At 51.9% G+C, this 12509-nt stretch carries 12 protein-coding genes; 2 read left to right on the top strand and 10 right to left on the bottom strand.

The annotated features are described in order from the left end of the window. Position 1: 1 nt before the first annotated feature. Positions 2 to 1180 (top strand): sulfotransferase family protein, encoded by a 1179-nt coding sequence (locus ABFZ83_RS09825; RefSeq protein ID WP_411816377.1) that lies wholly within the window; start codon positions 2 to 4, stop codon positions 1178 to 1180. Positions 1181 to 1203: 23 nt separating this feature from the next. Here ABFZ83_RS09825 and ABFZ83_RS09820 read toward each other — a convergent pair whose 3' ends face one another. From ABFZ83_RS09820 to ABFZ83_RS09775, 10 genes are all read right to left on the bottom strand, one after another. Continuing rightward, positions 1204 to 2388, bottom strand: coding sequence for a PLP-dependent aminotransferase family protein (locus ABFZ83_RS09820; RefSeq protein ID WP_411816376.1), 1185 nt, complete (start codon positions 2386 to 2388; stop codon positions 1204 to 1206). A 53-nt stretch (positions 2389 to 2441) separates the two neighbouring features. Beyond that, complete coding sequence (locus tag ABFZ83_RS09815; RefSeq protein WP_411816375.1) at positions 2442 to 4811, bottom strand: membrane-bound PQQ-dependent dehydrogenase, glucose/quinate/shikimate family; 2370 nt, start codon at positions 4809 to 4811, stop codon at positions 2442 to 2444. An 85-nt stretch (positions 4812 to 4896) separates the two neighbouring features. Next, entirely contained in the window at positions 4897 to 5805 is a 909-nt protein-coding gene (locus tag ABFZ83_RS09810) for a flavin reductase family protein (RefSeq protein ID WP_411816374.1), read from the bottom strand. A gap of 263 nt (positions 5806 to 6068) precedes the next feature. Continuing rightward, complete coding sequence (locus ABFZ83_RS09805) at positions 6069 to 6857, bottom strand: SDR family oxidoreductase (RefSeq protein WP_411816373.1); 789 nt, start codon at positions 6855 to 6857, stop codon at positions 6069 to 6071. Between the two features lie 20 nt (positions 6858 to 6877). Then, positions 6878 to 7672: an SDR family NAD(P)-dependent oxidoreductase gene (locus ABFZ83_RS09800; protein ID WP_411816372.1), complete on the bottom strand. Its 795-nt coding sequence runs from the start codon at positions 7670 to 7672 to the stop codon at positions 6878 to 6880. Then, complete coding sequence (locus tag ABFZ83_RS09795; protein WP_411816371.1) at positions 7662 to 7838, bottom strand: hypothetical protein; 177 nt, start codon at positions 7836 to 7838, stop codon at positions 7662 to 7664. Before ABFZ83_RS09795 ends, ABFZ83_RS09800 begins: the two co-directional genes overlap by 11 nt. 27 nt (positions 7839 to 7865) lie before the next feature. Then, a complete protein-coding gene (locus ABFZ83_RS09790) occupies positions 7866 to 9263 on the bottom strand; it encodes a phenylacetate--CoA ligase family protein (protein WP_411816370.1) in 1398 nt (465 codons plus the stop codon). A gap of 7 nt (positions 9264 to 9270) precedes the next feature. Continuing rightward, positions 9271 to 9684 (bottom strand): Zn-ribbon domain-containing OB-fold protein, encoded by a 414-nt coding sequence (locus ABFZ83_RS09785; RefSeq protein WP_411816369.1) that lies wholly within the window; start codon positions 9682 to 9684, stop codon positions 9271 to 9273. A gap of 2 nt (positions 9685 to 9686) precedes the next feature. Continuing rightward, positions 9687 to 10850: a thiolase C-terminal domain-containing protein gene (locus tag ABFZ83_RS09780; protein ID WP_411816368.1), complete on the bottom strand. Its 1164-nt coding sequence runs from the start codon at positions 10848 to 10850 to the stop codon at positions 9687 to 9689. A gap of 2 nt (positions 10851 to 10852) precedes the next feature. Beyond that, positions 10853 to 11650: an enoyl-CoA hydratase/isomerase family protein gene (locus ABFZ83_RS09775; RefSeq protein ID WP_411816367.1), complete on the bottom strand. Its 798-nt coding sequence runs from the start codon at positions 11648 to 11650 to the stop codon at positions 10853 to 10855. Positions 11651 to 11741: 91 nt separating this feature from the next. Here ABFZ83_RS09775 and ABFZ83_RS09770 point away from each other — a divergent pair, with 91 nt between their 5' ends. After that, positions 11742 to 12506: a FadR/GntR family transcriptional regulator gene (locus tag ABFZ83_RS09770; RefSeq protein ID WP_411816366.1), complete on the top strand. Its 765-nt coding sequence runs from the start codon at positions 11742 to 11744 to the stop codon at positions 12504 to 12506. Positions 12507 to 12509: the final 3 nt, after the last annotated feature.

The following is a 12509-nucleotide window of genomic DNA, read 5'->3' as shown; positions in this document are numbered from 1 at the left end:
CATGATTGTTCCGACACTGATCAAAACCTATAATAAACATGGTTCAGTGCGTGAACTCAACGCCGATCAATTGCTGTCTATTGCCAGACGCCGATCAAAGCTTGATGATTTTGGCGATATGCGTTTTCTTGACGGGTTGAAGGCGCTTGTCGATTCCGCAAATCACGACGCTAGACTGACCCCGTTTGGCAGTTGGGTTATGCGCCTCACAATTACCCGACAGCTCGTTAATCGCCTTATCTGGGTGCAAGGCCAAAGCACGCAAAAACAGTTCTTCGAGACACCGCTTCATGCGCCTCTTATCGTTACGGGCCAGCCGCGCTCGGGGACAACACTACTGCACAGGCTTTTGTCGCTTGACCCTAATCATCGCGGCGTTGCGGCCTATGAGGTTTTTTACCCCTTTGCATGGCAACCGAAAAAGCTGCGCCGTCGGCGCGCGCAATTCAGTCTCGCACTATTGTCGGCCGCGTCACCGGACCTCGTGAAGAAACATGCGATGTTTGCCGATACGCCGGAAGAAGATACCGCCGTGATGGCGCAATCTTTTCTTTCCTATGCGTGGTGGGGCTTTGGGCCATTTTACGGCTATATCGATTGGTTGATGTCGCAAGACGAAGCGCGCGCCTATCAAGAATACGCGTCCTTCCTGCCGCTGTTTCAAAGTCTCGATCTTGATCGGCGGCTGGTTCTCAAATCACCGGTCCATACACCGAATACGGATTTGTTACGAAAATATATTCCAAACGCCATGATCGTGCAGACCCATCGCGACCCGGTAGACGTTATTCCGAGCATGACGAGTTTAGCGCTATCTCTTCATACCAAAACGGCTGAGGTGAATGCCGCAGAAACAGCGCGCTTTCATATTAAGATGCAAAGTGAAGTGATGCGCCGGAATTTAGCCAACAAGGCTGCGGACCCTGGTTCGGTGCAGGATGTATTTTACCCTGACTTACTTCGTGATCCGCATCTGGTCGTTCGATCGATTTATGAACGTTATCATCTGGATTGGCCGAATGATCTCGACCAGAAGATATCGGACTATCTGACCGAGAACCGACAGGGGAAGCATGGGGCGCATCATTACGCGGCATCAGATTTTGGGATCACCGACTCTGAGATAAAGAAAGCATTTTCCGATTACCTATCGACCTATCGTGACCAACTATCCCATTGATCACTGTGCATCGGAAATGTCCCTTACATTGAGCGAATAAGTGCGCTTAATCGTTTAATCGCTTCGGTGCCTTTCTCTTCGGGCTCAAGCGAGAAGCTCAACCGCGCATATTTTGCGCCCCCGTCACCGGGAAAGAATGCATGGCCGGAAATGATCGACACCTGCGCTTCGGTCAAGGATCGGTTGGCGAGGTCCTTGCTGTCTATAAGGTCCGGCAGGGTCAGCCAGATGTAAAAACCACCTTCTGGTTTGGTCCAGCTGACACCATCGGGCATGTGTTCTCGCAATGCCTTTAACATTGCGGCGCATCGAGGCTTATAGGTCGCGACTGCTTTTTCACATTGAGAGTCAAAATGCTGGCTTGCGATGGATTGGGCGATCATCTGCGCCAATTTTCCGGTGGATAGATCGCAAGCCTGTTTCACCAGCGTAATTTTTCGGATGGCTTCTTTAGGCCCGATAATCCAGCCAACACGAAGTGAGGGCGCGATGGTTTTTGAAAATGTTCCGGTGCGGAAGACAAGCGAATTATCGATACCGCCATTTTGCGCGACGTTTATTGCCTGAATAGATGGCAGGGGTTCACCTTCATACCGAAGCGGGGTGTAACACGCATCTTCGATAATCGGTAGGGAATAGCGATTAACAAGATCGCTCAATAATGTCCGTTCCTTTTCGGAATAACATGTACCGCCGGGGTTCGAAAAATCGGCCTGAAAATACCCGAGGCTGGAATTTTTCAAGCTATCTTCATTCGGCTGATTAAAATCAGAGCCAATATCCGCATAGTCCGCACCGGTAAGGTCAAATGCGCGGATTGCACCAATAAATGTCGGGGCATCAAGAACAACCTGATCGCCGACATCAAGAAATACGCGGCCAATCAGGTCAAGCGCTTGTTGGGAGCCATTCGTAATCAGGATATTATCGGGCGAGCACGGAAATTCCGTTTTGGTAACATACGCCGCCAGCCATTCCCGTAGGGGGCCATAGCCTTCACTCGGCGCGTATTGTAGCGCTGCCTCACCATCAGTTTTCAGTATCGTATCGCATACGGATTGAACGAGCGGATGCGGTAATATTGCCCGGTCTGGCAGCCCGCCGCCAAGCTGGATTACGGCTGAAAGATCAATTGTTTTTGCGCGTTCGCGAATTTCCGAAGCCATTACGCGGTTCATCTGCGTTGCGAAAGCCGAGTTCCAATCCATTTTCAAAATGTCTCTCCCATATGCCTAAATTATTTTTTCAATGCTTTTCAAATTCACTCTTCGATCGCGAAAGCGAGTATGTAATCACCCCGTTTCGTACTCAAAGAACCATGTCCACCGGCAGCAATGACGACGTATTGTTTGCCATTGTCGGCCTGATAGGTCATCGGCGTTGCCTGCCCGCCAGCAGGTAGTTTGTATGCCCATAAAATTTTGCCACTGGCCAAATCAAATGCACGAAAATATCCATCCGTTGTTGCGCCAATGAAAACGAGACCGCTTGCGGTAGTAACTGAGCCGCCGATATTGAATATGCCGAGGGGCAGCGACAATCCGAATGGGGCGGTATCCGCGGTCGTGCCAATCGGCCGCGACCAAAGACGTTTTTTGGTTTTCAGATCGACCGCCGATAACATGCCCCAAGGCGGTGCATGGCATGGGAAGCCCAGCGGCGATAAAATGGCAATCTGAAATTTCACGGCGTAATCGGCACCGGCTTGCGCCATTAATATGCCGCCATCCTTATCGATGATGGGTTTGCTCTTGTCCGGAAAAATTGGCACCGCGCCAAGCGCGTCAGCTTCGTCGCGCGGAACCAATGTCAACATCGACGGCATCCAGGACGTATTCACGACCATGATCTCTCGATGGGGATCAACAGAAACGCTGCCCCAGTTCAATGCACCGATTGTCCCCGGATAGGCGATCGATCCGCCTAAGGAGGGTGGGGTGAAGCGTCCATCATATCGGGCGCGTAGAAACTTGGTTCGGCACGCAATGGCGTCAAACGGCGTAGCACCCCACATAGATGTTTCGGTCAAATCAGGAGGGCCAAAGCTCGGCAATTCGGCCGTGTGTGGCTGGGTCGGGGAAAGTCGCTCGCCAGAAACGCCCCCTTGCGGGACGGGCTTTTCCGTGACGTCCGACAAGGGAACACCGGTTCGCCGGTCGAGTAGAAAAATCTCGCCAGCTTTTGTCGGTGCGATAAGGGCCGGTGTTTTCACACCATCCACGGTCACGTCAAGTAGCGGCGGCTGCGCCGGCATATCATAGTCCCACACATCATGATGCACGGCTTGAAAATTCCAGACGACGTTTCCGTTCGCCGCGTCGAGCGCGACAATTGAGGTTGAGAATTTCTCCGCCGCAGTTGTGCGTTGTCCGCCGTAGATGTCGTGGGCGCTGTTCCCGGTCGGGACATACACCAATCCAAGTTGCGGATCGGCGCTAAAAACGGCCCAAGCATTAGGATTGCCCGGCGTGGGTGTGTCGTCGATAGGGAGCGTTTTTGCGATGCTGCGGCCAGCATCCCAGGTCCAGCGTAGCGCGCCGGTTTTAACATCAAAGGCACGGACCAGACCGGTGGGCGCTTGGTCGGTCTGATTATCAAGGATGTAACCGCCAATTATCGCGATATCGCCAATGACTGTTGGCGGCGATGAAGGGTAATAATAGAGCGCATAGGGGCTTTCAGGGTCAACACGAAGATCAATTTCGCCGCTCTGACCAAAATCAGTACACCGATTTCCAGTTTTCGCGTCAAGAGCAATGAGGCGCGCATCGACAGTGCCGAACAGAATGCGATCAGCGCAAAACTCAGTCCCGCCGGATTGATGGATGGAGACGCCTCGACATACCAAAGAGAATGCTTTTTCAAGTTTCGGCGCTGGGTCATAGCGCCAAAGCTCAGCGCCGGTTCCTGCATCAAGCGCAAAGACCACATTATTGGGCGTGCAAGCGAATAATGAATTGTCGATTTTTATTGGCGTCGCGGTAAAGCGGCTACGCGCGCCAAGGCCGTCTTGTGCCCCTGTCCGGTAGGACCAGGCAAGCTTTAGCTTTTTGATATTTTGAGGTGATATCTGCGTCAGTCCGCTAAAGCGCTGACCGGCCAATGACCCGCCATAGTCAGTCCAATCTTCGTAATCGGCTGTTTCCTGAATGACCGGGGGCGGTAGGTCGCCGTCATGGTACTTTTGGGCCGGTATCGATGACACTATGGCGTAGGCACACAATATTGCGGTGATGCCGAGCGTCGTCACGGGCAAGTAATGCACGAGCGTCCTATAGTGTCTTGTGTCACTGAACAGTTTGTTGAACGGTGCTTGCGCGATTGTTAATGCCAAGAGCGCGGAAAAAACAAAGGCGATGCGTGTGAAATAGTCGAAACCGGAAAAGGCGATTTCGGTATAGGCCCACCAATTGCTCGCCAACACCAGTACCGCAAAGAGCGCAATGCCTTCGCGCTGGCGCATGAACATAAGAACGCCCGCCGCAATGGAAATGATGCCCGCAAAAATGTAATAGGGCGTGCCCCCTAATTGTAATAAAACAGCGCCGGGGAGCACCTGAGCAATACCGATGGCGAATATTATTAGGCCGGCAATGAGCGGGAATATCTTCTTGATCAAAATCTCAACCATAGGTCTTGGGCGCTTCACGCGCTGTTAAATCGGCGTTCGACCTGCGGCAGGGTGATTTTCAACGCTGCTGCTGATCAGGAAACATTTACGCGTGCTGACGATTTTCAATGTGACGATCATCAGCACGCGCAATCCGCAAGTGACGACGTTGCGTGGGGGAGGCGGTTTGTTCGCTAATATCAAGAATTGCAGCTATTGCGTCCTGGCTCAGAACGATTTCGCGGTCATTTTCCTGATCCAGCAGTCGGATCTTCTGTTTTGACACAAGCGCATTGATAAGCTCGTCGTCGAAGACGAAACCAAGCTCATTCATTTCCTTCTGGAGCGCTGAAAGCGTCTTTATGCCGCCAAGTTTTACCGCAGCGAGCAAGATGAATTCCTCGCCGGAAAGGTCCCAATCGCTCAGCTTTTTCGAGGCAAGTGGTGCCGTAAGAAATTCGCTCTCCGCGAGTAGGCGCAGGACGAACTTATTCGTGATCGCTTGATTGTTTGCTGCGCCATTCGCAAGTTTTTCAAGTTGCGTTGTGCCTGCGTATTTTCCATCGTGGAATACGAGCGGCGGCAGGTTCTGCTCGTCAAACGAAATTACTTCGCCGACGAAAATGAAATGATCACCACCATCATATTGATGACGGGTCTTACATTCAAAACGAACTGCATATTGCGGAAAGACTGGTGATCCTAATGTGCCAGCGCGCCAGTCGGTGTCATCGAATTTATTCTCACCGGAACGAGCAAATTTATTCGAAAGCGCTGACTGGTCTTGGGTCAACACATGGATAGCAAAATGACCGGACTCGCTAAACGCCTCCAACGAATAGGCGGACTTGCTTAGCGACCAAAGAACGAGCGGGGGATTAAGCGAAACGGAGCTAAAGCTGTTCGCCGTAACGCCAACCGGTTCGCCGTCGGGCGAGATCGTGGTGACGATGGTGACACCAGTTGCGAATTTACCGAGGGCGCTGCGTAGTTTTTTAGGGTCCGTGATACTCATTTTTTCAGCCAGCATTCCGTGTATCTTTCATGCTCTAATCTTATAAAGGATTTATAAGAAAAGTCAATCTTGATTATGCGCCTGCCATCCGGAATGACTGATTTTTCCGCGAATATCCCTTCGTTCCCGTGATAGGGCATTGTTTTTCGGGGAGAAATTTAGGCTTTGGACGCCATTTGCCCAGAACAGAAAATACCGGCCACTCGATTGAGTAAGCCGGCGTTAGGACGATCGTGAGTTGTTTTCTATATGATGGGCGGGCGCTAAATTACGGATGCACCGCCATCGACCACCAGAATTTGTCCGGTGATATGGGCACTTGCGCCAGACGCAAGCAGCAACGCCGCGCCTTTCAGGTCGGTTTCATCGCCGAGCTTGCCGCGCGGCGTATCGTTCACGAGTTCTTTTTCGAATTTTGAAATGACATAGCCGGTTAATTTCGATGGGAAGTATCCCGGTGCAATCGCGTTCACATTGATGCCATGCTGGGCCCATTCTGCGGCGAGGGCGCGCGTGAAATTAATTAGTCCGCCCTTAGTGGTATTATAGGCGATGGTGCCGATCATTCTAGGATGGTGCCCCTGCAGCCCTTCAACAGACGCGACATTGATAATGCGGCCATGCTTTTGCGTTAGCATCCAGCGCTTGGCGACAGCCTGCGCCAAAAGGAAAGGCGCAGTCATATTCAATGCAACAAGCTTGTCCCATGCTTCGGGTGGATGATCTTCTGTGTGAGCGCCCCAAGAAGTCCCGGCATTGTTGATAAGAATATCGACGCGATCGTCATTCTTTTCGATGTCTTCCATTACACGGTCGACTTCGCCGTTTTTGCCAAGGTCGGCTGAAATTGCACGGGCCTCGATCCCTTGTTCCGCAAATTTCGCTACGGCTTCTTTGAGTTCATCCTCTTTTCGTGCGGTTATGATCAGCCGGGCCCCGAACTCGCCCAGTGCTTCACCCATCTGAAAGCCAATGCCTCGTGATCCCCCGGTGATGAGCGCTGTCTTTCCGGAAAGATCAAAGAGCGTTGCAAGCGGTGTTGATTGGGTCATTCAAATATTCCGTTTAGTGATTAACCGGCGGTGTAACCGCCATCGACATATATCGTTTGGCCAGTGATGTAACGCGCAGCATCCGAAGCAAGAAAGACAAGTGTGCCAGTTACATCCTCGAGCTGACCTAAGCGGCCGAGTGCCGTCCGTTTGATGATCTGCGAATAAAGTTCCGGCTGTGCGGTAATCAAATCGCGATTCAGATTTGTCACGATCACCGATGCACCGATGGTGTTGACGGTGATGCCGTGTTCGCCGAGCTCGAATGCGGTTGCCGATCCAAGATTGGCGAGGGCGGCCTTACTGGCGCAATAGGCGGATCGTGTCGCCATCCCCCGACCAGAGAGAATCGAACCCATATTGATTATGCGGCCATATTTATTTTTGATCATTTCCTGTCCAAAAAATCGGATCGCATTATAGGCACCGTTTATATTGGTCTCGATGATGTTGTTCCATTCATCAGGTTCAAGATCAAATATCGTCTTTGGAGAAGTGATGCCCGCATTGTTAAAAAGAATATCGACTTTTCCAAAAGTATCGATCACGTCATTACATGCCGCACGAATTTCGTTCTGATTTCGTGCATCCGCCTTGATGATTAATGGTTCCGCGCCGAATTGCTCTACGGCGGCGGCGGATTCGTTTAAGCGGTCGATGTTCCTACCGATTAAGGCGACTGAGCCGCCAGCGTCGGTAATGGCGCAAGCCGCGGCCGCGCCGATGTCACCGCCCCCGCCAACTATGGCCGCCACGCGTCCGTCAAGCCGAAAACGAGAGTCGATTTTCTGTTTGTTTTTTGGTTTAGTTGGCATATCGCGCGCGCCTTATTTCAATGAGTGCATCAATCCTTTGTCTGAGATAATCATACTGGCCGGATAGAAATGCGTCCTCGCCTTCGCAAAGCGTTGTCGCGAGGTCCAGCATGTTTCTCAATATGAGGTCGTCGTCCGTGTCTTTTTGATCTTCCTTACGGGCCATAGGTTCCTCCCTTCAGCGCCGATATTCTTAAAGTTGGTATCCTTCCTGTCGGTCATCAGTCCAGCGACGGGCTTTGTAGGTGAATTCCGGCAGTGCTGAGCGCGGAGCAATTTCGATTTGCATCTTCACATTTGTTTTTTGTTTGATTGCGTCCTGTACTGACCGCAGGAAATTTGTTTTCTGATTTTCCGTCATTGATAATGCGTTGTCATTCAGGGCAATGCGGACCAAAACTTGCGTTTTGCCATTTTCCGTGAACACACGTCCTGCATATTCATTGACTTCTGCAAAAGAGAAAATGGCGGCGTCAATTGCACTTGGCCAAACATTGTTGCCGCGAATTTTCATCATATCGTCAAGCCGGCTTATTTCACCGCACGGAATAGCGTTCCACGCGCGACCATCGTCGACCTGATCCCACGGAATATAGCGGGCAGAATCGCCAGTTCTAAATCGGACTGTCGGGCTTCCTTGCGCAGATAGGGTGGTGACAACTAGTTCACCCCGTTCGCCGGGTTCTGTGGGCTGGTTGGTATCTGGATCAATAATTTCAAAAAGAAATTCCCACTCGAACAGGCGAATTAATCCACGACCATTGTAATCGCCGAATACGCCATTATCGCAGGTGGACCCGCCAAAACCATTACACTGGGTACTGCCATAGCCTTCTTGCAGGCGACAGTTCCAGTGGGTTTCGATCTTTGTTGCCCATTCGAGCGGATATCCCTCAGCGGCAATAAAAAGCCCCCGCATATTGGGAAATGAGTCTTTTGGCGATATGCCGCGTTTCAGCATCGCCTCGGTTAGGGTGTGCAAATAGTTGGTGGACGCATAAATAAAATTCACGTCACCAATTCGCACCATCAAATCGATTAGTGCGTCGGTCGACAAGGTGCCACCGGCATTGAATGCGGTTGCGCCAATGATACGAAAGCCTTCGGCCGGACCCCAGCCACCCGTGGTGAGGCCGCCAGACGGTACGCAGTTTATGGCAATCTGGCCGCGCCGAAGCCCGGCAAAATACCATGGCAGCGCATGTAAGTATCCCAATTGATGAATGTCGCGATGGGTGCGCCCGTATATCTCTTGCCCCTGGCCGGAGGTGCCGCCAGTCATATTGACGAGCGCGACTTCATTCCGGTCGATACTCAGACGCTCCCCAAAGGGCGGGTGTTCGTTCTGGTCTTTTAGAAAGTCTGCCTTGTTTGTCGTCGGAAAGCGTTCGGTGAAAGTGCGGATCGACGTGATGTCATCTGGCGTCAGACCAGCTTGCTTCATCCGGTCATGGTAATAGGCGCTTTTTTTATAGAGGCGCGCAATCTGTTGTTTTAATTTGGACAGCTGAAGCGCCTCAAGCTCTGGCCTCGATAACCGGGCGGCATCGCCAAGCAAAGGGGAGCTTTCAAAAGGGGCTTGCTGTTCCATCGTGCTCTTACCTGTCAATTGGTTTGAAGTTTGGAAGCGTAAGCTCATCGGTGACGTCGTCGAATTTCACCTGTACCTGCATATTGGCGGCGACATCATCAGGGTCGCAATCGACAATACGGGATACCATCCGCACCCCGGGCTCTAGGTCGATAAGCGCAACAGCGTAGGGGACATCATCTCCAAAGACGCTTTTGGGAATCGGGTGGCGTACGACAATCCAGCTATAAACATGGCCGGTGTTGGATGCCTCAACCCAATCATGGTCGGTAGACTGACAGTTTGCGCAATGGGTTTTGGCCGGAAACCGTTTACGGTTGCAATTCGAACATTGCTGAACCTGTAATTGGTGCGCACGGCAGCTTTCCCAAAACTTTGTACTGTCGGGGTCCAGCGCGGGTGTCGGTTTATTATATGTCATTGCTAATTCCTCAATACCATCGCGCTGCCGCAGGTCATGGCACCAGCGGTCGTCAAGCAGGTTTCGATGTCTTTCAATTGCCGATCACCGGCCTGACCGCGCAATTGTTGCGTTGCCTCGATCACATGGTTCAGCCCATGGATATAGCCTTCCGATAACAGGCCCCCAGCGGTATTGAGCGGTAATTCACCATCCATCGCGATGCGCCCGCCTTCGACGAAGGGGCCGCCTTCGCCCTTTTTGCAAAAGCCCAAGCCTTCGAGCTGCATGATGATGGAATAGGTGAAGCAGTCATAGATCTGGGCGAAGTCAATATCGTTTGGCCCCATGCCCGCACTGGCCCAAAGCTCGTCGGCGATATAGGCGGCATAATTGCTTGAATGGTCTGGCCAGCGAATGGCGTCGAATAAATCCTCGCCCTGGTTCGGGCCGCCGCCATAAGCGCCGCCCGAAATATAGACCGGCTTTTGTTTCATGTCCTTGGCGCGATCCGCGCTGGTAATCAGCACCGCACAGGCACCATCGGTTTCAAGGCAAATGTCGAGCATGCGAAACGGATCGACGATCTTTTTTGAGTTCAGATAGTCATCCATGGTGATCGGTTCGCGCTGCATAGCGCGTTCATTTTTGATAGCATTATGGCGGAAGGTGACCGCAATCTCGCCAAGCTGTTCCGGCGTCGTGCCAAAGTCGATCATATGCCGGCGGCACCACATGGCCATCGCTTGCGGGTATGTGATCCAGCCGAACGGGGCCGTATATTGGGTTATTCCGTGTGCGGCCATATCTCGGCCACCACCAAGGCGAAAGCCGGACCGCCCATTCATTGCGCGAAAGCAAATGACATTCTTTGCAAGGCCAGCCTCAATCGCGGCTGTTGCGGTAAGGGTAATCAAATTTGCGGCATTACCGCCACTTAGAAAATCAACCGCATATCCGGCTTTGGGGACACCAAGCTCAGTTGCGACCGCCATTGATGGGACTGAGTCATTGAAATTATAGCTGACAAAGCCGTCAATATCATCAACCGTCAATCCAGCATCTTCGATCGCGCGCAGACACGCTTCGGAGGCGAGGCTTTGTACTGTCTTTCCAGATTTTTTTGAAAAATCCGTCCACCCAATTCCCGCGATGGCGTATTTATCTCTCAAACTCCACATAACCATGATTAGTTTTCGCCCTTATTAAACTTTGGCTGACGCTTTTCCTTGAATGCTACCAGCCCTTCGGTTGCGTCCCGTTCTGTGGTCGCATAGCGGTGCACATATTCGATTTCCTGCTTCAGCCCTTCTTCCAGAGAAAGCTGCTCAGACATTGCTGAAAGCGTTTTCATACCGCGCAGGCCGATCACGCTTTTCGCGCTGAGATTATCAACTAACGCATCGATTTCCTTGGTGAAGTCGTCATCCGCCACAACAAGGGAAACCAGGCCATACTCAGCAGCGGTTTGTGCGCTGATTAAAACACCGGTCATCATCAGATATTTTGCGCGTAACATTCCGACAGCGCGCGGTAAGCGTTGCGAACCGCCAGCACCGGGGAGTTGGCCAAAATTTAAATGAGCGTCGCCAATGCGCGCACTTTCCGGCGCGATTACCAAATCGCATGCGAGCAAAAGCTCAAGGCCGCCTGCGACGCAGATACCATTAATGGCCGCAATATAAATTTTGGGTGATTGTTCGATGGTTACCAACATATCGTAGAAATCCGCAAGAAACGCCGCGAATTCTTCAGGGTGCCGATATAGGTGCAGGTAACCATCGAGGTCGCCCCCCGCTGAAAAACTCCGTCCTTCACCGGTGATAACGACAAAACTTATGTCTTCATTCGCGTCGATCTGTTTTGTGACGCGTTTCAATTCGCGGACCGTCGACCAATCGAGTGGATTGAGTTTGTCCGGGCGCGCAAGGGTGATGTTCGCCCGCCGCCCAGCAATGCTCAACTTTATGTTCTCGAAATCTGCCACTCTACACCCCGACTATCGGATTGTCCGACAATTGGTATTTAGCACGAATAGTGGTACATCGCAACACGATACGAATTCGAAAGGCAGAAAATTGGACCAGCCAAAATTACCAAAATTAGGGCGCATACCGACCTACCGTCGCGTTTACGATGCAATTGAAAAAGAGATACTTGCGGGGCGTTTGCGCGTTGGCGACATGTTGCCGACGGAACACGCGCTTGCCGAGCAATTGGGTGTTAACCGGTCCACCGTGCGGGAGGGTGTACGATTGTTGGAGCAAAGCGGGTTTGTTGCTCGCGATGGTGGAAAACGGCCTAAAATCTCCGCGCCCAAATATGGTGATCTCGCCTCGTCGGCGGCTCGCGCATTGATCCTGCACGAAGTCACTTTCCGTGAGCTTTGGGCAGCATCGGCGATGATCGAACCGCCAATTGCAGAGATTGCAGCGGCGACCATCCTTCCGGAGGAGCTCGACGCGCTCGCACAAAATATTGCCGAGATGGAGGTGATCGTTAAAAACCTTGACCAAGGTATGAATGACGAGTTGGGCCGTTTCGTTGAGCTTGACCGTGAGTTTCACAAGGTCATTGCTGCTGCCACCCATAACCATGTTCTTGTCTTGGCCCATGAGCCGGTCTCGACGCTGTTTATTCCGTCCGGTAAAGTGATCTTGTCCCGGATGAAAACGCATCGGCGCGTGCTTGACGCGCATAAAAATATTTTCAAACACCTGAAGGCGAAAAACACGAAGAACGCGCGCGAGTGGATGCAACGCCATATGGACGACTTCAAGCGCGGTTATGATCAAACCAGTCTTGATCTTGATCGACCGATCAGCTCGATCGATTGGCAATAGGCT

This window comes from Hyphococcus formosus, assembly GCF_046736345.1.
GTDB classification, from domain to species: Bacteria; Pseudomonadota; Alphaproteobacteria; order Caulobacterales; family Parvularculaceae; genus Hyphococcus; species Hyphococcus formosus.
This window is presented reverse-complemented; position numbering and strand designations above follow the sequence as displayed.